This window comes from Streptomyces sp. NPDC059567 (assembly GCF_042735655.1).
Lineage (GTDB): Bacteria > Actinomycetota > Actinomycetes > Streptomycetales > Streptomycetaceae > Streptomyces.
The window spans coordinates 1-19,796 of record NZ_JBHWBS010000032.1; the positions used below are offsets into that span (position 1 = coordinate 1).

Sequence of the window (19,796 nt, forward strand, 5' to 3'; positions counted from 1 at the left end):
CGGTGAACGCACCCGGGGCCGTTGCCGTCGCGGGTCAGGCGGGAGTGCCTTCCGAGGTGGCGGCTCCGGTGCTGGACCCACCGCTGAGTGTCGCCGAGGCGGAGTTGGACGGGCTGCCCTGGCTCTGCGTGATCGTGGACGGCGGCGTGGGCTCGGTCGTCGGCGGAGTCGTCGTGGGCGGGGTCGTCGGCGGAGTGGTGGGAGGCGTCGTCGGCGGGGTCGTCGACGGCGTCGGCTTGGTCGTGGGGCTCGTCGTCGGTCGCGGACGGGTCGTCGTCGTCGACGGCGCCCCCGTCGACGGCGACGTCGGGTTCGTCGAGCCGTCCGGGGACGACGGGGTGCCCGAGGTGCCGGGGGCGCCCGGGGTCGTCGCCGAGCCCGAGGGTCCCGGGGAGCTCGGGGCGTCCGCGGGGTCGCCGGTCGAGTCGTCGGTGGGCTCGTCCGCGTCCAGGCCGTCGTCGGCGCCGTCCTCGCTGGCCGTCCGGTCGGAGGTGACGCGGTTGGAGCCCGGGTCCTCTGCGTTGCCGGAGGTGGCCCCGATCGTCACGACGGTGCCGAGGACGGCGGCCAGGAGCGCTCCCGTACCGACCGCGACGAGGTTGCGGCGGGCCCCGGCGATGATGCCGAAGCGGCCGGCCTTCAAGCCGCCGGCCTTCGTACCGCCGCCGCTCGGCGGGGCGTCGGAGCGGGTGATCAGCGTCGGGCCCTCGTCGGCGAAGTCCGGGAACGCCGGGATCGGCGCGGTCCTGGGTGCGGCCGACCGGAGGGGGACGATGGCCTTCGGGATGCCGCGGGGCGGGGAGACGGACTCCTCGTGCCGGGCGGCGGGCAGCTCGTCGCCCGCCGGGGTGCGGTCGCCGCCGAGGGGGCCTCCGGCGCGGTCGGCGACCAGGGCGAGCGCCCGGCGGCCGGCGACGGTGCCGCGCTTGTCGGCGAGGACCCCGCGCATCCCGATGGACGCCTCCAGCTCGGCGCGGGCCCGGTCCAGGTTGCCTGAGCAGAGCGCGAGAACGCCCAACTCGTGGTGGAAGTACGCCTCTTCGGCGACCTCACCGGCGATCCGGGCGGCCTCCTGGCCACTGCGCAGGGCACGCTCCCAGGCGCCCCAGTGGAGCCCGGCGGCGAAGGCCGGCGCTGCACTGCGGGCGAGCTGCGCGGCGGTGGCGGGGTGCTCGGGGTTCGTGCCGGGCCGGAGCGCGGTCAGGGCGGCGAGCAGGGCGTCGGACTCGGCGACCGCGCGAACGGGGGTGACGGACGGGTGTCCGGCCCACCAGGCGTAGTGCTGGGCGACGGTGTGGGCCCGGGCGGCGGTCTCCTCGTCGGTCCCGCCGTACCCCTGGGCGCGGAGCTGGGTGAGGACCCCGGCCGCGAGGCGGTAGCGGGGGCCCACCGGGGTGAGCAGACCGCAGGTCATGAGCTCGCCGAGGGCGGCGTCCGCATGCGTGTCGCCGACGAGGGCGGGCAGGTGGGCCTGGTGCGGCACCTCGCCGCCGAGGGCGACGGCGAACCGCAGGGTCTCCTGGGCGGAGCGGCTGAGCCGGGAGGAGAGCAGCGCGGCGGGGGCCGCGCCCTCGCCGAGGCTGGGCAGGGGTATGTCGCGCAGCTCGATGTCGGTGGGGTCCGCGGGAGCCGCCTCGGCCGGCCCGAACGCGTCGTCCAGGGCGCCGAAGGCGTCGAACTCCGAGGGGGCGTCCTCCTGGGCTCCGAAGGCGTCGAATTCGGCGGGGGTGATCCGGAGCTGGTCGCGCTGCCGGAGCAGGGCGCCGGCCTGCACGAACCGCAGCGGCAGGCCCTCGGACTCGAACCAGAGGTCGCCCGCCCAGTTGGCCTCGTCGTCCGTGAGCGGCCGGTCGACGGCGCTCTCCAGGAGTTCGATGGCGGTGGCCCGGCCGAGGCCGGTGAGGGAGACCTCTTCGATGTGGGCGTCGGGCGAGGGCGCCGGGACGTCGGGGGTGGCCGCGAGCAGGAACGCGCACTCGGGGGCGGCGGTGATCAGCTCGTCGAGGGTGGTGCCGCCGAACTCGAGGTCGTCGACGACGACGACGGCACCGATGTCGTGGACCAGTTCCAGCAGGGCGGGGCGGTCGGGCCGGTGGTCCGGGGCGTGCTGGACGGTGGCGAAGAGTTCGTACAGCAGCTCGGTGGGGGTCCGGTGGTGGCCGGAGAGCCGGACGACTCCGTCGGGTGCGAGGTCGGCGCACTCCGCGGCGACGGCGTCGAGCAGGACGGTGCGGCCGGAGCCCGCGGGGCCCGTGAGGCGGACGGAGCGGCCGCGGGCGAGGAGCTGGACGAGCCGCTCGTGCTCCTCCTGTCTCTCGAGGAGCGGCAGCCGCGGGGCGGCGGGGCCCGGCGGTACGGGCGGGGCGACCGCGCGGGCGGCCTCGACGCGCTCCTGGACGGTGCGGCGGCGGGGCGGTGCGGGCTGCTCTCCGGGCGGGCATGCCTCGATCTCGCTGCCGTCGACGGGGTTGACGGTGAGCAGGAGGTCGCCCGAGACGACCCGGGCGGTGCGGACCCGGGCGGGCGTGGACGGGCCGCGCTCGGGCAGGAGGCCGCCGCGGGTGTCGCGGGCGTCGTCGCCCTCGTGGTCGTAGCCGTACTCTTCCGGCTCCCGGTTCATCGGGTCCATGGTTCAAGCCCCCCAAAAGCGGTGCGTGCGGAAGCCCCTCCGGCCGATCTGCACGCTCGCTGTCGCTTCTGGTCCGGTGCCCGCCGGGTGGGTCCGTCAATGGGCAGGCGACCGAACCCTAGACGTTCTTCGAGTATCCGGGAACAGGCGGGGTGCCACCCCGCCCAAGACGTCACGGTCCGCTAAGGATTCGCCCGGGACGCCGGTTTCTCACAGCAGCTTCACAGTCGGTACGGCGTCGATTCATGCCGCGGTCCGCCTCGCCCCGCTGCCGGGGGCGAGGATCAGACGCGGGGCAGGGACTCCGCCGCGAGCCCGCCTTCGATGGCGAGGATCCGGTGCAGCCGGGTCGCCACGAGCAGGCGCTGCATCTGCGGGGGGACCCCGCGCAGCACCAGCCGACGGCCACAGCGGCCGGCCCTGCGATGTGCGCCCATGATGACCCCGAGCCCGGTGGCGTCCCAGGAGTCGAGGCCGGTCAGGTCGAGCACCAGGTCGCCGACTCCGTCGTCGACGGCCGAGTGCAGGACCGTACGGGCGTCCGCCGCGCTGCGCACGTCGAGGCGGCCCCCGACGACCAGCTCGACGTGGTCGCCCCTGATGTGCATATGCGCTCCCCGGGAGTGCTCCGTCTTTGCATCAACTGACTGCCGTCGGCGCAGAAGCGTTGCGCCTTGTAAGCGAACTGATACCGAATTCACCCTTTCGAGTGCAGGCCCAAACGGCCGTCGGAACTCAGTGCTTGTAGAACCCCTGCCCGCTCTTGCGGCCGATGTCACCCGCGTCCACCATCCGGCGCATCAGCTCCGGCGGTGCGAACTTCTCGTCCTGGGTCTCGGTGTAGATGTTGCTGGTGGCGTTCACCAGGATGTCGATGCCGGTCAGATCGGCGGTGGCGAGCGGCCCCATGGCGTGACCGAAGCCGAGCTTGCACGCGATGTCGATGTCCTCGGCGGTGGCGACGCCCGACTCCTGGAGCTTCGCGGCCTCGACGACCAGGGCCGAGATGAGGCGGGTGGTGACGAAGCCGGCGACGTCGCGGTTGACCACGATGCAGGTCTTGCCGACGGACTCGGCGAACTCCCGCGCGGTGGCGAGGGTGGCGTCGCTGGTCTTGTAGCCGCGGACGAGCTCGCAGAGCTGCATCATCGGGACCGGCGAGAAGAAGTGGGTGCCGACGACGGCCTCGGGGCGCTCCGTCACCGCGGCGATCTTGGTGATCGGGATGGCGGAGGTGTTGGAGGCGAGAACCGCCCCGTCCTTGACGGTCTTGTCGAGGGCGCGGAAGATCTCGTGCTTCACCTCCAGCTTCTCGAAGACGGCCTCGACGACGATGTCGGCGTCGGCGACCGCGTCGAGTTCGGTGGTGGCGGTGATGCGGCCGAGGGCGGCCTCGGCGTCGGCGGCGTCGAGCTTGCCCTTCGCGACGAAGCGGTCGTACGACGCCTTGATGCCGTCGGTGCCACGGGTCAGCGCGGCGTCGGTGACGTCACGCAGAACGACGTCCCACCCCGCCTGGGCCGAGACCTGCGCGATTCCGGACCCCATGAGTCCGGCTCCGATGACGGCGAGCTTCCTGGCCACGGTCTTCCACCCCTTAACACCTGTTCACTTCTCTGACTCTCCGGCGGAGATTAGCGGGAGTGAGGCTTCATGTGACCGCGAAGTAATGCGCGTCACGCCCGGTTTGACGGACGTCACACTCACGACAGGCCCCGACCGGGTGACCGGACACCCTCTAGCCGCGTACCGCGTAGGTCAGGACCCGCTCGCTCAGCAGCTCCTCGATCTCGTCCAGGAGGACGAGGGTCTCGCGGGAGACGGTGGTGGCCTTGCGGCCGGCGGTCATCTCACGGGTGATGTAGCCGACGGCGGTGTTCTCGATCCAGGCGATCTGCCCGCCGACGAGCAGCGGCAGCGGGTCGTCGGCGGCCGCGTCGGTCTCCTCGCGCAGGGTGGCGACGACCGCGTCGTGAACCTCCTGCTGGAGGTAGAAGAGCCGGGCCTTGAGCGTCGGCGCGTGCTCGATGACGTTCATGAAGGCGTCGAAGCCGTCCATGAGTCCGTACGCGGGCGAGACGGCGCCGATCTGGCCGCGCATCTCGCGCAGCACGGCATGGGCGGCGGACTCCCCCCGGTCGCGGCCCCGGATCATCCGCGAGAGGCGGAGGGTGACGCCCTCCATCCGGTCGAGGAAGAGGTCCTCCTTGGCCGGGAAGTAGTTGTAGACGGTGTTGACGGACACGTCCGCGGCTTCGGCGACGTCCGCGACGGTCACGGTCACGAAGCCGTGTTCCAGGAAGAGTCCGGTCGCAATGTCGGAGATCCGCTGCTTCGTCTCGCGCTTCTTGCGCTCCCTGAGCCCCTCAGCCATGTCCCCATCCTAGGGCTGCCTGAAAACTTGGTGGCATTGCAAAATTTCAGGGACTCTGTTTTTGTGGTCACTATGCCAATCATCAGTACGGCCGGGCTCGCCCGGACCTTCGAGACGAAACTCGGCCCCGTGGAAGCCGTGCGCGGGATCGACCTGACGGTGCGGCCGGGCGAGATCCTCGGCCTCCTGGGACCCAACGGCGCCGGCAAGACCACGACCCTGCGGATGCTCACCACGCTGCTCCCGCCCACCGGCGGCGCGGCCACGGTCGCGGGCCACGACCTGCTCGCCGACCCCGCCGCCGTACGGCAGCGGATCGGGTACGTCGCCCAGTCCGGCGGCGTCGACCCGCAGGAGACCGTGCGCTCCGAACTCGTCACCCAGGGACGGCTCTACCGGCTGTCCAAGGCCGACGCGACGGCCCGCGCCGAGGAACTGGCCGGCGAGCTCGGCCTCACCGAGCTCCTCGACCGCTCCACCGCGGCGCTCTCCGGCGGCCAGCGACGCCGTCTCGACCTCGCGATGGGCCTCACCCACCGGCCCGATGTGCTCTTCCTCGACGAGCCGACGACCGGTCTCGACCCGGGCAGCCGGGCCGACCTCTGGGCGCTGGTGCGCCGGCTGCGCGACGACTTCGGCACGACCGTCGTCCTCACCACCCACTACCTCGACGAGGCCGACGCCCTCGCGGACCGGCTGGTGATCGTGGACAAGGGCGTCGTCGTCGCCGAGGGCAGCCCGGCCGCCCTCAAGGCGGAGCACGGCGTCACCACCCTCCAGGACGCCTTCCTCGCCATCACCGGGCGCGGCCCGGCCCCCGCCGACCTCGCCCCCGTCGCCGTTTAGGACACGCCTTGCTACTCCACGACACCGCGCTGATCTTCGGGCGCTACTCCCGCCAGACCCTGCGCTCCAAGTTCCAGATGCTGTTCGGCGTCCTGATGCCGCTGCTGTACCTGCTCTTCTTCGGACCGCTGCTCGCCGACCTTCCACTCGGCCGCGAGGGCGACTCCTGGCAGATCCTCGTCCCCGGCCTGCTGCTCCAACTCGGGCTCTTCGGAGCCTCGTTCGCCGGCTTCTCGCTCATCATGGAGAAGAACTGGGGCGTGGTGGAGCGGATGCGCGTCACCCCGGTCAGCCGGCTCGCGCTGCTCCTCGGCCGGGTCCTGCGCGACGCCTCGCTCTTCGTGTTCCAGGCCGTGCTGCTGGTGCTCGTCGCGCTGGCGATGGGGCTGCGGGCCCCGCTGGCCGGGATCCTGATCGGATTCGTCTTCGTCGCGCTGCTGACCTTCGCGTTGGCCTCGCTCTCCTACGCGCTGGCGATGAAGGTCCGTACGCCGCAGGAGTTCGGCCCGACGATCAACGCGCTCTCGCTGCCCGCGATGCTGCTGTCCGGGCTGATGCTCCCGATGGCGCTCGCCCCCGGCTGGCTGGACGTGCTCTCGCACTTCATGCCGTTCCGCTATCTGGTGGACGCGGTGCGGGACGCGTACGTCGGGCAGTACGCCACGGCGACCATGCTGTACGGCGTCCTGGTGGCGGTCGCGCTCACGGCGCTCGCCGTGACGGTCGGCACACGGACGTTCCGGAGGGCCGGAGCGTAACTACGCTGGGGTCATGGTCAATCTGACGCGCATCTACACCCGTACCGGCGACCAGGGCACCACCGCGCTGGGCGACATGAGCCGGACCGCCAAGACCGATCTGCGGATCTCGGCGTACGCCGACGCCAACGAGGCCAACGCCGTCCTCGGCACGGCCATCGCCCTCGGGCAGCTCGACGAGGAGGTCGTGAAGGTCCTCGTCCGCGTCCAGAACGACCTGTTCGACGTGGGCGCGGACCTCTCCACCCCGGTGGTCCAGGACCCGAAGTACCCGCCACTGCGGGTCGAGCAGTCGTACATCGACAAGCTGGAGGCGGACTGCGACCGCTTCCTGGAGGAGCTGGAGAAGCTGCGCTCCTTCATCCTGCCGGGCGGCACGCCCGGTGCGGCACTGCTGCACCAGGCATGCACGGTGGTCCGGCGCGCGGAGCGCTCCACCTGGGCGGCCCTGGAGGTCCACGGCGAGACGATGAACCCGCTGACCGCCACGTACCTCAACCGCCTCTCAGACCTGCTCTTCATCCTTGCGCGGGTCGCCAACAAAAAGGTCGGGGACGTGCTCTGGGTCCCGGGCGGGGACCGCTAGACCCGATCCCGCCCACGCCCCCGCCGGGGGTCCGGGGGTTGCCCCCCGGGGGATGCAGCATCCTTGCGCGGGTCGCCAACAAAAAGGTCGGGGACGTGCTCTGGGTCCCGGGCGGGGACCGGTGACTCCGGGGCGCCGGCCGGGGCCTTCTTCGGCCAGATCGCGTAGGTGAGCGCGATCAGGCCGTGGATCCCGGCCGCCCGCCAGGCGACGAAGATCCAGCTCCGCAGCGACTCGGTGTTCCCGTCGTCGCCCACGTACCAGCTCGCGAGCAGCAGCAGTCCGGACGCGACGGCCGCCGCCGTCACCGAGCCCAGCCAGACCTTGCCCTCGTGGCGGGCGCGGGCCATGCCGTAGCGCGGCGGCTTCACGGGCGGCGGCCCGCCGCCGAGGCGGTGGGCGGCATGGCCGTCGAGCCACTTCACGGTGCGGTGGCCATGCCCCACGGTGTAGCCGATGTACACCGCCGCGAGACCGTGCCGCCAGCTCGGCTCCGCCCCGTTCTTGAGATCGATCGCGGTGACGACGAGCAGCAGGACCTCCAGGAGTGGCTCGCACAGCAGCAGGGCGAGACCCGTCCGGGGCATCTTCAGCAGATAGCGGGTGGCGAGACCCGCGGCCAGCAGGACCCAGAAGCCCACTTCGCAGATCACGATCAGCATGACGATCACGGCGGTACTCCCCTCTCGGTTCCCCTCCAGCGTCCCGTCGCATTCCCCCCGGATCGTCGTCGCCGATGACGAAGTGCGACTACATCCTTCGACGGAGGAACGGATCGGCCCCGACGGCGAGGCCCGGAGTCCGCCCGCCGTGTTGGATGGGAGCGTGACACTCCCCCGACCGCACCGCGACGACCTGCTCATCGCCGCCGGCGGCCTCGCCATCGGCCTGCTGATGTGGTCGTTCGGGCTGCACACCCAGACCGACCGGCTGATCACCGCGCGGTGGGCGACCCTGATCCCGCTCGTCGTGATGGCCTCGATGGCGACCCTGCGGCGCACGATGCCCCAGACCGCCCTGGGCGTCGGCACCCTCGCTCTCGTGGCGGACCAGTTCACCTACGGCAGCCTCGTGACCGCGCTGATGTTCACGGACCTGGTCTACTCGGCCGTGGTCTACGGGAAGCCCGCCGCCGCCCGTCGCATCCCGTACACGACCGGACTGATCACGATCGGTGTGACGATCGGCTTCCTCGTCTGGTGGCAGAACGCGATCGCCCTGCTCGTCGGCCTGATCACCGGCATGGTGTCCTTCCTGCCCGCCGTCACCGGCGCCGTCGTACGCAATCACCGCCAGGCCGCCGACGCCGCCCGCCTGCGCGCGGAGCAGACCGCGCTGCTCGCCGAGATGGACCGCAGCCAGGCGGTCGTGGCCGAGCGCGCCCGGATGGCGCGGGAGCTGCACGACATGGTCGCCAACCATCTCTCCGCGATCGCGATCCACTCCACGGCCGCGCTGTCGCTCGACGATCCGGCGACCACCCGGCAGGCGCTGACCGTGATCCGGGAGAACAGCGTGGAGGGTCTCGCGGAGATGCGGCGGCTGATCGGGCTGCTGCGGGACAGCAGCGGGGACGCGGAGCCGGCGGCGGCGCCCACCCTGGACGGGCTGGACGCGTTGGTGTCCCAGGCGGCGACGAACGGGGAGTCGAGCGGACTGACGTTCGTCCTCGACGACAGCCGGTCGGGGGACGCCGCGGCGCTGCCGGCTCCGGTCGAGCTCGCCGCGTACCGGATCGTGCAGGAGTCGCTGACCAACGCCCTCAAGCACGCGGCCCCCGGCCAGGTGCGGGTGGAGCTGGGCCGTTGCCCCGACGGTGGCCTCACGGTCGGCGTGACCAGTGTGCTCGGCGGGCAGCCCGGGCCGCGCGCCCCTGGATCCGGGGCGGGCCTGGTGGGGATGCGGGAACGCGTGGCGCTGCTCGACGGGGAGTTCGAGTCCGGTCCGGTGACGGCGGACGACGGACGGAAAGAATGGCGGGTACGGGCGGTCCTGCCCGTCGGTACGAGCGACAAGGAGCCGCCTGCATGGTACGGGTGATCGTGGCCGAGGATCAGAGCGCGGTCAGGGCGGGACTCGTCCTGATCCTGGGCAGCGCGCCGGACATCGAGGTGGTCGGGGAGGCCGCGGACGGCGAGCGGGCGGTGGAACTGGCCCGCGAACTCCGCCCGGACCTGGTCCTGATGGATGTGCAGATGCCGCGGATGGACGGGGTGACGGCGACCCGGCTCGTGGTCTCCGAGGGCCTGGCCGACGTGCTGGTCCTGACCACCTTCGACCTCGACGAGTACGTCTTCGGGGCGCTGCGGGCCGGGGCGGCGGGCTTTCTGTTGAAGAACACCGACGCGAAGGACCTGATCGAGGCGGTACGGACGGTGGCGCGCGGGGAGGGGCTGATCGCCCCGGCCGTGACCCGGCGGCTGATCGCCGAGTTCGCGGCGCCCCGTAAACCGGTGCGTGCGCCCGGCGGGCCGGATCCGTCCGTACTGGACGCGCTGACACCACGGGAGCGGGAGGTGCTCTCCGCGCTGGGCAGGGGTCTGTCGAACGCCGAGATCGCGGTGCGCCTGGACATGGCGGAGGCCACGGTGAAGACCCATGTCAGCAAGGTGCTGGGGAAGCTGAAGCTGCGCAGCAGGGTTCAAGCGGCCGTGCTGGCCCAGGAGTTGGGGGTCTGACGGAGCGGACTCCGACGTTGGTCTGGACCTCTTGACGGTTGGTCCAGACCTTTCTACGCTCGCGGGGCGCGCGCACATTCACGGACCACCCCCAGCTTGTCCGTCCGCAACTTGAGGAGCACCGTTGAGCACTCAAGCACCGACGCGCAGAACAGGGTTCAGACACCGGGCCGCCGCCGGTCTGACCGCCCTGATCCTGCCCCTGGCCGCCATGGTCGGCCTCGCAGCACCCGCCGAGGCCGCCACTGCGGCCACCGCCACGTACACCAAGGTCTCCGACTGGGGCTCCGGCTTCGAGGGCAAGTGGACGGTGAAGAACACCGGCACCACCACGCTCTCCTCCTGGACCGTCGAGTGGGACTACCCCGCCGGCACCGCCGTCACCTCGGCCTGGGACGCCACCGTCACCAGCTCCGGCACCCACTGGACCGCCAAGAACGTCGGCTGGAACGGCACCCTCGCCCCCGGCGCCACCGTCTCCTTCGGCTTCAACGGCTCCGGTTCCGGTGCCCCCAGCGGCTGCAAGATCAACGGCGGCTCCTGCGACGGCACCACCCAGCCCGGTGACAACGCGCCCTCCGCCCCCGGCACGCCCGTCGCCTCCGACATCACCAACACCTCGGTCAAGCTGACCTGGACCGCGGCCACGGACGACAAGGGCATCAAGAACTACGACGTCAAGCGGAACGGCACCACGATCGCCACGGTCACCGGACTGACGTACACCAACACCGGGCTGACCGCCGGCACCGACTACAGCTACACGGTCGTCGCCCGCGACACCATCGACCAGACCGGCCCCGCCAGCGGCACCGCGAGCGTCCGGACCACGGGCGGCGGGGGCAACCCCAACCCCGGCTCCACCGTGAAGCTGGGCTACTTCACCAACTGGGGCGTCTACGGCCGGAACTACCACGTCAAGAACATCGCGACCTCCGGCTCAGCGTCCAAGATCACGCACATCAACTACGCCTTCGGCAACGTCACCGGTGGCAGGTGCACGATCGGCGACGCCTACGCGGACTACGACAAGGCCTACACCGCCGACCAGTCCGTCGACGGCGTCGCCGACACCTGGGACCAGCCTCTGCGCGGCAACTTCAACCAGCTGCGCAAGCTGAAGAAGGCGTACCCGAACATCAAGGTGCTGTGGTCCTTCGGCGGCTGGACCTGGTCCGGCGGCTTCGGCCAGGCCGTGCAGAACCCGACCGCCTTCGCGCAGTCCTGCTACGACCTGGTGGAGGACCCGCGCTGGGCCGACGTCTTCGACGGCATCGACCTGGACTGGGAGTACCCCAACGCCTGCGGTCTGTCCTGCGACACCAGCGGCCCTGCCTCGTTCAAGAACATGATGCAGGCCATGCGTGCCAAGTTCGGCAGCAGCGCCCTGGTCACGGCGGCCGTGACGGCCGACGCCTCCGCCGGCGGCAAGATCGACGCGGCCGACTACGCGGGCGCGGCGCAGTACATGAACTGGTTCAACGTGATGACGTACGACTTCTTCGGCGCCTGGGCGGCGCAGGGCCCGACGGCCCCGCACTCCCCGCTCACCTCCTACGCCGGCATCCCGCAGGCGGGCTTCAACTCCGCCGAGGCGATCGCCAAGTTCAAGGCGAAGGGCGTCCCGGCCAACAAGCTGCTGCTCGGCATCGGCTTCTACGGCCGCGGCTGGACCGGCGTCACCCAGTCCGCACCGGGCGGCAGCGCGACCGGCCCGGCGGCCGGCACGTACGAGCAGGGCATCGAGGACTACAAGGTCCTGAAGAACTCCTGCCCGGCCAATGGCACGGTGGCCGGTACGGCGTACGCGCACTGCGGCAACAACTGGTGGAGCTACGACACCCCGGCCACGGTCACGTCCAAGATGAGCTGGGCGAAGAACCAGGGCCTGGGCGGCGCGTTCTTCTGGGAGTTCAGCGGTGACTCGGGCAACGGCGAGCTGGTCGGAGCCATCAACAGCGGGCTGAACTAGCCCCACGGAAAGCGCGGCGGGGACGGTGCAGCACACCGTCCCCGCCGTCGTTCGTGTCCAGCCTCAGGCCACATTCACTCTCCCCCAGACTTCGTCCGGGGGGACCCCCATCCAGCAAGCGGGCCGATCAGGCCACATTCACTCTCCCCCAGACTTCGTCCGGGGGGACCCCCATCCAGCAAGCGGGCCGATCAGGCCACATTCACTCGCTGGCCCGGAGGCGCCGCCTCCAGCCATGCGAGGAAGCCGGTGAGAGCGTCCTCGCTCATCGCCAGCTCCAGGCGGGTCCCCCGGTGCATACAGCCCTGGATCACGGCGTCGGAGAGCAGCGCCAGCTCCTCCTCGCCCTCGGGCATCCGGCGCTCCAGGACCTCGATCGCCGAGCGCTCGAGGACACGGCGCGGGCGGGGCGCGTAGGAGAAGACGCGGAACCAGGAGATCTGGTCACCGCTGTAGCGGGCGACGCCGTACACCCAGCCCTTGCCGGAGAGGTCCGGCTCCTCGGGCACGTTCCAGCGCAGGGAACAGTCGAAGGTGCCGCCGGCACGCTGGATCAGGCGACGGCGCAAGCCGAAGACGAAGAGCCCGATCACCACCAGTGCGACGACCAGGCCGCTCACGAGCAGAGCGAGGAACATCTTCACCGACCTCCTCGCTGCGTCCCGTGACCGGCTTCGCCGGCGTAACCGAATACAACCTGCATATGCATCGCCTCAGCCGCGACACGGTCTGGAGAATTCCAGCCGTGCCGCGGCTGAGGGCACAACTCTCGGCGCGGTCCGCTAGTGGACCGCTACCGCACGCAACCGGACATCGGCGCGACGCTCGGCGGCGGCGTCCGACTCCGACTTGGCGCGCTCCAGCGCACGCTCGGCGCGCTGGGCGTCGATCTCGTCCGCCAGCTCGACGATCTCCGCGAGCAGAGACAGCTTGTCGTCGGCGAACGAGATGAATCCACCGTGCACAGCGGCGACGACGGTCTCGCCCTCGCTGGTACGGATGGTCACCGGGCCCGACTCCAGCACACCGAGCAGCGGCTGGTGGCCGGGCATGACGCCGATGTCGCCGGAGGTGGTGCGTGCGATGACCAAGGTGGCCTCGCCGGACCAGACACTCCGGTCCGCGGCGACCAGCTCGACGTGCAGCTCAGCAGCCAAGGGTGGCTCCTCGGGTCACCACCCGGCGGTCGTGCCGGGTGTTGGGGTCAATTCTAATGGGCGTGACGAGGGGGGCGGGACACACCCGCCCCCCTCACGAGAGCACGGGGCTCAGGAGACGCCAAGCTCCTTGGCGTTCTTCTTGAGGTCCTCGATGCCACCGCACATGAAGAAGGCCTGCTCGGGGAAGTGGTCGTACTCACCGTCGCAGATCGCGTTGAACGCGGCGATCGACTCGTCGAGCGGAACGTCCGAACCGTCCACACCGGTGAACTGCTTCGCCGCGTGGGTGTTCTGGGACAGGAAGCGCTCGACACGGCGGGCGCGGTGGACAACGAGCTTGTCCTCCTCGCTCAGCTCGTCGATACCGAGAATCGCGATGATGTCCTGGAGGTCCTTGTACTTCTGCAGGATTCCCTTGACGCGCGTGGCGGCGTCGTAGTGGTCCTGCGCGATGTAGCGCGGGTCCAGGATCCGGGACGTGGAGTCCAGCGGGTCCACGGCCGGGTAGATGCCCTTCTCGGAGATCGGACGGGAGAGAACCGTCGTCGCGTCGAGGTGGGCGAAGGTGGTGGCCGGAGCCGGGTCGGTCAGGTCGTCCGCGGGAACGTAGATCGCCTGCATCGAGGTGATCGAGTGACCACGGGTCGAGGTGATGCGCTCCTGGAGGAGACCCATCTCGTCGGCCAGGTTCGGCTGGTAACCCACGGCGGAGGGCATACGGCCGAGCAGGGTCGAGACCTCGGAGCCGGCCTGCGTGAAGCGGAAGATGTTGTCGATGAAGAACAGCACGTCCTGCTTCTGCACATCGCGGAAGTACTCCGCCATGGTCAGACCGGCGAGGGCCACGCGCAGACGGGTGCCCGGGGGCTCGTCCATCTGGCCGAAGACCAGCGCGGTCTTGTCGAGAACGCCGGCCTCCTCCATCTCGACCATGAGGTCGTTGCCCTCACGGGTGCGCTCGCCGACGCCCGCGAAGACCGACACACCGTCGTGCAGCTTGGCCACACGGACGATCATTTCCTGGATCAGAACGGTCTTGCCGACACCGGCACCACCGAACAGACCGATCTTTCCACCCTTGACGTACGGGGTGAGAAGGTCGACGACCTTCAGGCCGGTCTCGAACATCTCGGTCTTGGACTCGAGCTGGTCGAAGGCCGGGGCCTTGCGGTGGATCGTCCAGCGCGGCGCGTCGGCCACGGTGGAGGCGTCGGCGTTCAGCACCTCACCCAGCGTGTTGAACACACGGCCCTTGGTGACGTCGCCGACGGGCACGGTGATGCCCTCGCCGGTGTCGGTCACCGGGGCCTGGCGGACCAGGCCGTCGGTGGGCTGCATGGAGATGGTGCGGACGACGCCGTCACCGAGGTGCTGGGCGACCTCGAGGGTCAGCGTCTTGGTCGCGCCCTCCTCGGCCGGGTCCGGAACCTCGACGTTCAGCGCGTTGTAGATCTCCGGCATCGCGTCGACGGGGAACTCCACGTCGACGACCGGGCCGATGACCCGGGCGACGCGGCCCGTGGCGGCGGCCGTCTCAACAGTGGTCGTCATTACTTGTCACTCCCCGCGGTCGCGTCGGCCAGGGCTGCGGTGCCACCGACGATCTCGCTGATTTCCTGGGTGATTTCGGCCTGGCGGGCCGCGTTGGCAAGTCGGGAGAGGTTGTTGATCAAGTCTCCCGCGTTGTCGGTCGCCGACTTCATCGCACGGCGCGTGGCGGCGTGCTTGGAGGCAGCCGACTGGAGCAGCGCGTTGTAGATCCGGCTCTCGACGTAGCGCGGCAGAAGGGCGTCGAGGACGTCCTCCGCCGACGGCTCGAAGTCGTACAGCGGACGGAGCGTGTCCTGCTCGCCCGCCTCCTTCGCCACCTCGTCGAGGCTGAGGGGCAGCAGCCGGGCCTCGACCGCCGTCTGCGTCATCATCGAGACGAACTCGGTGTAGACGATGTGGAGCTCGTCCACTCCGCCCTCGGCCGTGTCCTTCTCGATCGCCTCGATCAGCGGAGCCGCGATCTTCTTGGCGTCCGCGTACTCCGGCTGGTCCGTGAAACCGGTCCACGAGTCGGCCAGCTTGCGCTCACGGAAGTTGTAGTGCGCGATGCCACGACGGCCGACGACGTAGATGTCGACCTCGCGTCCCTCGCTCTCCAGCTTCCTCGTCAGCGCTTCCGCCGCCTTGATGGCGTTGGAGTTGAAGGCGCCGGCCAGACCGCGGTCGCTCGAGAGGAGCAGGACCGCGGCACGGGTCGGGTTCTCCGTCTCGGTCGTCAGCGGGTGCTTGTCGTTCGCACCCGTGGCCACCGCGGTGACCGCGCGGGTCAGCTCGGTGGCGTACGGGGTCGACGCCTGCACCTTGCGCTGCGCCTTGACGACACGCGAGGCGGCGATCATCTCCATCGCCTTGGTGATCTTCTTCGTCGCGGTGACGGATTTGATGCGACGCTTGTAGACCCGGAGCTGCGCTCCCATGAGTCAGGTCCCTTCCGTCGTCACTTCGAGACGTTGACGGCAGCGGAAGCGTCGTCGCCCAGCAGCTTCCCGTCAGAGGTCTCGAACTGCTTCTTGAACTCCGCGATGGCGTCGGCCACGGACTGCAGGGTGTCGTCCGACATCTTGCCGCCCTCACGGATGGAGGCCATGAGACCGGAGTGGCTCTGGCGCAGGTACGCCAGCATCTCGGCCTCGAAGCGGCGGATGTCGGCCACCGGGACGTCGTCCATCTTGCCGGTGGTGCCGGCCCAGACGGAAACGACCTGGTTCTCGGTGGGCATCGGCTGGTACTGAGCCTGCTTGAGCAGCTCGACCATGCGCTGACCACGCTCCAGCTGCGCCTTCGACGCGGCGTCCAGGTCCGAACCGAAGGCGGCGAACGCCTCGAGCTCACGGAACTGGGCCAGGTCGACACGGAGGCGACCGGAGATCTGCTTCATCGCCTTGTGCTGGGCGGAGCCACCGACACGGGAGACCGAGATACCGACGTTCAGGGCCGGACGCTGGCCGGCGTTGAACAGGTCGGACTCCAGGAAGCACTGGCCGTCGGTGATGGAGATGACGTTGGTCGGGATGAACGCCGACACGTCGTTCGCCTTGGTCTCGACGATCGGCAGACCGGTCATCGAACCGGCACCCAGCTCGTCCGAGAGCTTGGCGCAACGCTCGAGCAGACGGGAGTGCAGGTAGAAGACGTCACCCGGGTAGGCCTCACGGCCCGGCGGGCGGCGCAGCAGCAGCGACACGGCGCGGTAGGCGTCGGCCTGCTTCGACAGGTCGTCGAAGACGATCAGGACGTGCTTGCCCTGGTACATCCAGTGCTGACCGATGGCGGAGCCGGTGTACGGCGCCAGGTACTTGAAGCCGGCCGGGTCGGACGCCGGGGCGGCGACGATCGTCGTGTACTCGAGGGCTCCGGCCTCTTCCAGGGCGCCGCGAACGGACGCGATGGTCGAGCCCTTCTGGCCGACGGCGACGTAGATGCAGCGGACCTGCTTGTTCACGTCGCCCGAGCGCCAGTTGTCACGCTGGTTGATGATCGTGTCGACGCACAGCGCGGTCTTGCCGGTCTGACGGTCGCCGATGATCAGCTGACGCTGGCCGCGGCCGACCGGCGTCATGGCGTCGACGGCCTTGTAGCCGGTCTCCATCGGCTCGTGCACCGACTTACGGGCCATGACGCCCGGGGCCTGCAGCTCGAGGGCGCGGCGGCCCTCGGTCGCGATCTCGCCGAGGCCGTCGATCGGGTTGCCGAGCGGGTCGACGACGCGGCCGAGGTAGCCCTCGCCGACACCTACGGAGAGAACCTCACCGGTGCGCTGCACCGGCTGGCCCTCCTCGATACCGCTGAACTCGCCGAGGACGATCGCACCGATCTCGCGCTCCTCGAGGTTGAGGGCGAGACCGAGGGTGCCGTCCTCGAACTTCAGCAGCTCGTTCGCCATGGCCGAGGGAAGACCCTCCACCTTGGCAATGCCGTCGCCGGCCAGGCTGACCGTTCCGACCTCCTCGCGCGAGGCCGCGTCCGGCTGGTACGACTGGACGAAGTTCTCCAGCGCGTCCCGGATCTCCTCCGGCCGGATCGTGAGCTCCGCCATCTGGGTTCCCTGCTCTCCTTGTTGGGCCCGAAGTTTTCTTGGGGGTCTGGGGGCCGACCCCCAGGAATCTTCTGCAATTGCACGGCCCAACCGGGCCGCTGATCATGCTTGTTCAGTTGGTGGCCGAAGCCGTCAGCCGGCCAGTCGCCGGGTCGCCTCGTCGAGGCGCTCCGCGATGGTGCCGTTGATGACCTCGTCACCGACCTGCACCGTGATCCCGCCGAGGACCGCCGGGTCCACGTCGAGGTTCAGGTGCATCTGGCGGCCGTACAGCTTGGCCAGGACGGCACCGAGGCGCTGCTTCTGCTGGTCGGACAGCGGCACCGCCGAGGTCACGACGGCGACCATCCGGTCCCGGCGCGCCGCGGCGAGCTTGGAGAGGGACTCGAGTCCCGCTTCCAGGCTACGTCCACGCGGCTGGGTCACGAGACGGACGACCAGACGCTCGGTGACCGGGTTGGCCTTGCCACCGAGCAGGCTGCGCAGCAGCTCGCTCTTGGCGGACGCCGTGGCGGCCTTGTCGGTCAGCGCCGAGCGCAGCTCGGTGCTGGACGTGATGATCCGGCCGAACCGGAACAGCTCGTCCTCGACGTCGTCCAGCGCACCGGCCTGCTGCGCCGCGGTGAGGTCGGCGATGTTCGCCAGCTCCTCGGCCGAGTCGACCAGGTCACGCGAGGACGACCAGCGGGAACGCACCATGCCGGAGATCAGGTCGACGGTCTCCCCGCCCACCTGGCCGCCGAGCAGTCGCCCGGCGAGCTCGGCCTTGGCCTCGCCTGCCTGCGCCGGGTCGGTCAGGACCCGACGCAGCGACACCTCGCGGTCGAGTAGCGCGGTGACTGCGGCCAGCTCACCCGCGAGCTTCGCGGCGTCGACCGAGGTGTTGTCGGTCAGCGCGTCGAGGGACTCACGTGCGGCGGCCAGTGCTTCACGGCTCGCTCCGTTCATCGGACGGCCTCGGCCTTCTCCTCGAGCTCATCGAGGAAGCGGTCGATCGTGCGGCTCTGGCGGGCGTGGTCCTCCAGGGACTCGCCGACCAGCTTGCCGGCCAGGTCGGTGGCGAGCTTGCCCACGTCCTGGCGCAGCGAGGTCGCCGCGGCCTTGCGGTCGGCCTCGATCTGCGTGTGGCCGGCCGCGATGATCTCCTCGCGCTGGCGCTGGCCTTCCGCCTTCATCTCCTGGATGATCGCGGTGCCCTGCTCCGTCGCCTCCTGGCGAAGACGCGCGGCCTCATGGCGGGCCTCGGCGAGCTGGGCCTTGTACTGCTCCAGCACGCTCTTGGCCTCGATCTGGGCCGACTCGGCCTTCTCGATGCCACCCTCGATGGCCTGCCGACGCTCGTCCAGAACCTTGTTGATGTTCGGGAGGAGCTTCTTGGCGAGGAAGCCGAAGACGATGACGAAGGCGATCAGGCCGATGACGAGCTCGTCAAGATGCGGGATCAGAGGAGGCTGGGGCTCCTGACCCTGCGCAAGAAGCAGAGCGTTCACATCAGTGCCTTCCGTAAAAAGGTTTGGGCTGTCGGTCCGATTTACTGGTAGACGAAGCCCATGACGATGCCGATGAGGGCGAGCGCCTCACAGAAGGCGAAGCCCATGATCTGGTTGGTGCGGATCAGACCGGCGGCCTCGGGCTGGCGGGCGAGGGCCTGCGTACCGTTACCGAAGATGATGCCGACGCCGACGCCGGGGCCGATCGCGGCCAGGCCGTAGCCGATCGAGGCGACGTTGCCGACGAGGGTGGTCTTGGCGCTGTCACCGGGGGCGGCGAGGTTGATCAGCTCGAGAGCAGCGGACATGCCGTTACTTCCTTCTCTTTCAATGACCCGGTGGGGGTTGGCCACCGGACGACTGTTGGATTGGGGGTGTAGCCGAATCCCGGGCGGGAGTCGCTCAGTGGTGCTCGGCGAGCGCGCCCTGGATGTAGCTGCAGGCCAGGAGGACGAAGACGTACGCCTGGACGGCCTGGATGAAGAGCTCGAAGGCCGTCATCACGAGGACCATGACGAACGAGGCGCCGGCGTAGACGAAGCCCAGGCCGTTCATCAGGTACCAGGTGGCCAGCGAGAACATCACGATCAGCAGGTGACCGGCGAACATGTTCGCGAACAGTCGGACCGCGTGCGTGAAGGGCCGGATGATGAGGTTCGAGAAGAACTCGAGGACGACGACCATCGGGAGGATCGCGCCGAGGGACTTGTCGTAACCGACGATGTTCTTCCAGCCGCCGACGAAGCCGTGCTTCTTGAAGGTCAGCGAGATCCACATGACGTACACGATCAGCGCGAGACCGGCCGGGAAGGCGATCAGCGACGTGACCGGGAACTGGGCGAGCGGAATGATCGACCAGAGGTTCATGATCCAGACGAAGAAGAACAGCGACACCATGAAGGGGACGTACTTCTCGCCGTCCTTCTTGCCGATGATCTCGTAGACGATGCCGCGGCGAACGAAGTCGTAACCGGCCTCGCCGACCATCTGCATCTTGCCGGGGATCAGCTTGGGCTTGTTGAAGGCGGCCCAGAAGAACCCGACGACCACGATGGAGCCCAGCACGGCGAGCAGCATCGGCTTGGTGATGTCGATGCCCCCCACCGTGGCGACGGGCTCGTACATGAACGTGTGCAGGCCCGGCGCCGGGAAGCCGCATCCACTGAAGATGTGGCAATCCGGGTCGAAGGCAAGCGTCTGGTCAGCACTCACCGCG

20 protein-coding genes are annotated in these 19,796 nt (G+C 69.9%); 6 read left to right on the forward strand and 14 right to left on the reverse strand.

Annotated features, from left to right (window positions below; all coding sequences use genetic code 11):
* Nucleotides 1-34: 34 nt before the first annotated feature.
* The 4 genes from ACFVZW_RS16725 to ACFVZW_RS16740 all read right to left on the reverse strand — a co-directional run bounded on the left by ACFVZW_RS16725 (nt 35) and on the right by ACFVZW_RS16740 (nt 5,003).
* Nucleotides 35-2,629 (reverse strand): ATP-binding protein, encoded by a 2,595-nt coding sequence (locus ACFVZW_RS16725; RefSeq protein WP_384521825.1) that lies wholly within the window; start codon nt 2,627-2,629, stop codon nt 35-37.
* Between the two features lie 284 nt (nt 2,630-2,913).
* Complete coding sequence (locus ACFVZW_RS16730) at nt 2,914-3,237, reverse strand: STAS domain-containing protein (protein WP_024761898.1); 324 nt, start codon at nt 3,235-3,237, stop codon at nt 2,914-2,916.
* A gap of 127 nt (nt 3,238-3,364) precedes the next feature.
* On the reverse strand, nt 3,365-4,213 hold the full coding sequence (locus ACFVZW_RS16735; protein WP_384521828.1) for a 3-hydroxyacyl-CoA dehydrogenase family protein: 849 nt from the start codon (nt 4,211-4,213) through the stop codon (nt 3,365-3,367).
* Between the two features lie 154 nt (nt 4,214-4,367).
* Nucleotides 4,368-5,003: a TetR/AcrR family transcriptional regulator gene (locus ACFVZW_RS16740; protein ID WP_384521831.1), complete on the reverse strand. Its 636-nt coding sequence runs from the start codon at nt 5,001-5,003 to the stop codon at nt 4,368-4,370.
* Between the two features lie 72 nt (nt 5,004-5,075).
* Here ACFVZW_RS16740 and ACFVZW_RS16745 point away from each other — a divergent pair, with 72 nt between their 5' ends.
* Genes ACFVZW_RS16745 through ACFVZW_RS16755 form a run of 3 tightly spaced genes read left to right on the forward strand, consistent with a single transcriptional unit; the run spans nt 5,076 to nt 7,193 of the window.
* Complete coding sequence (locus ACFVZW_RS16745) at nt 5,076-5,849, forward strand: ABC transporter ATP-binding protein (RefSeq protein ID WP_384521833.1); 774 nt, start codon at nt 5,076-5,078, stop codon at nt 5,847-5,849.
* Nucleotides 5,850-5,857: 8 nt separating this feature from the next.
* Entirely contained in the window at nt 5,858-6,607 is a 750-nt protein-coding gene (locus ACFVZW_RS16750; RefSeq protein ID WP_384521836.1) for an ABC transporter permease, read from the forward strand.
* A gap of 13 nt (nt 6,608-6,620) precedes the next feature.
* Nucleotides 6,621-7,193, forward strand: coding sequence for a cob(I)yrinic acid a,c-diamide adenosyltransferase (locus ACFVZW_RS16755; protein WP_384521839.1), 573 nt, complete (start codon nt 6,621-6,623; stop codon nt 7,191-7,193).
* Here the strand turns inward: ACFVZW_RS16755 and ACFVZW_RS16760 are convergent.
* Nucleotides 7,190-7,864 (reverse strand): hypothetical protein, encoded by a 675-nt coding sequence (locus ACFVZW_RS16760; RefSeq protein ID WP_384521842.1) that lies wholly within the window; start codon nt 7,862-7,864, stop codon nt 7,190-7,192. The genes ACFVZW_RS16755 and ACFVZW_RS16760 overlap by 4 nt on opposite strands.
* A 154-nt stretch (nt 7,865-8,018) precedes the next feature.
* Here ACFVZW_RS16760 and ACFVZW_RS16765 point away from each other — a divergent pair, with 154 nt between their 5' ends.
* The 3 genes from ACFVZW_RS16765 (at nt 8,019) to ACFVZW_RS16775 (ending at nt 11,843) form a co-directional block, all read left to right on the forward strand.
* Complete coding sequence (locus ACFVZW_RS16765; protein WP_384521845.1) at nt 8,019-9,233, forward strand: sensor histidine kinase; 1,215 nt, start codon at nt 8,019-8,021, stop codon at nt 9,231-9,233.
* Nucleotides 9,221-9,871, forward strand: coding sequence for a response regulator (locus tag ACFVZW_RS16770; RefSeq protein ID WP_384521847.1), 651 nt, complete (start codon nt 9,221-9,223; stop codon nt 9,869-9,871). Before ACFVZW_RS16765 ends, ACFVZW_RS16770 begins: the two co-directional genes overlap by 13 nt.
* A 124-nt stretch (nt 9,872-9,995) precedes the next feature.
* Complete coding sequence (locus ACFVZW_RS16775; RefSeq protein WP_384521849.1) at nt 9,996-11,843, forward strand: glycosyl hydrolase family 18 protein; 1,848 nt, start codon at nt 9,996-9,998, stop codon at nt 11,841-11,843.
* Nucleotides 11,844-12,034: 191 nt separating this feature from the next.
* On the opposite strand, the gene ACFVZW_RS16780 is transcribed toward ACFVZW_RS16775, so the two are convergent.
* From ACFVZW_RS16780 to atpB, 9 genes are all read right to left on the reverse strand, one after another.
* Nucleotides 12,035-12,481, reverse strand: coding sequence for a DUF2550 domain-containing protein (locus ACFVZW_RS16780; protein WP_384521851.1), 447 nt, complete (start codon nt 12,479-12,481; stop codon nt 12,035-12,037).
* A gap of 144 nt (nt 12,482-12,625) precedes the next feature.
* Nucleotides 12,626-13,000: a F0F1 ATP synthase subunit epsilon gene (locus tag ACFVZW_RS16785; protein ID WP_384521853.1), complete on the reverse strand. Its 375-nt coding sequence runs from the start codon at nt 12,998-13,000 to the stop codon at nt 12,626-12,628.
* 111 nt (nt 13,001-13,111) lie between these two features.
* Entirely contained in the window at nt 13,112-14,554 is a 1,443-nt protein-coding gene (atpD, locus tag ACFVZW_RS16790) for a F0F1 ATP synthase subunit beta (RefSeq protein WP_384521856.1), read from the reverse strand.
* On the reverse strand, nt 14,554-15,471 hold the full coding sequence (locus tag ACFVZW_RS16795) for a F0F1 ATP synthase subunit gamma (RefSeq protein WP_383553217.1): 918 nt from the start codon (nt 15,469-15,471) through the stop codon (nt 14,554-14,556). The genes atpD and ACFVZW_RS16795 overlap by 1 nt, the downstream gene beginning before the upstream one ends.
* A 20-nt stretch (nt 15,472-15,491) precedes the next feature.
* Nucleotides 15,492-17,090: a F0F1 ATP synthase subunit alpha gene (atpA, locus tag ACFVZW_RS16800; RefSeq protein ID WP_384521859.1), complete on the reverse strand. Its 1,599-nt coding sequence runs from the start codon at nt 17,088-17,090 to the stop codon at nt 15,492-15,494.
* A 132-nt stretch (nt 17,091-17,222) separates the two neighbouring features.
* Nucleotides 17,223-18,038 (reverse strand): F0F1 ATP synthase subunit delta, encoded by an 816-nt coding sequence (locus tag ACFVZW_RS16805; protein ID WP_384521862.1) that lies wholly within the window; start codon nt 18,036-18,038, stop codon nt 17,223-17,225.
* Nucleotides 18,035-18,580, reverse strand: a complete 546-nt coding sequence (locus ACFVZW_RS16810) for a F0F1 ATP synthase subunit B (protein WP_383553226.1) — start codon at nt 18,578-18,580, stop codon at nt 18,035-18,037. Before ACFVZW_RS16810 ends, ACFVZW_RS16805 begins: the two co-directional genes overlap by 4 nt.
* Before the next feature lie 41 nt (nt 18,581-18,621).
* Nucleotides 18,622-18,888 carry an ATP synthase F0 subunit C gene (gene atpE, locus ACFVZW_RS16815; protein ID WP_366371947.1) on the reverse strand — a complete coding sequence of 89 codons (267 nt, stop codon included), beginning with the start codon at nt 18,886-18,888 and terminating at the stop codon, nt 18,622-18,624.
* A gap of 94 nt (nt 18,889-18,982) precedes the next feature.
* Entirely contained in the window at nt 18,983-19,792 is an 810-nt protein-coding gene (atpB, locus tag ACFVZW_RS16820; protein WP_384521866.1) for a F0F1 ATP synthase subunit A, read from the reverse strand.
* Nucleotides 19,793-19,796: the final 4 nt, after the last annotated feature.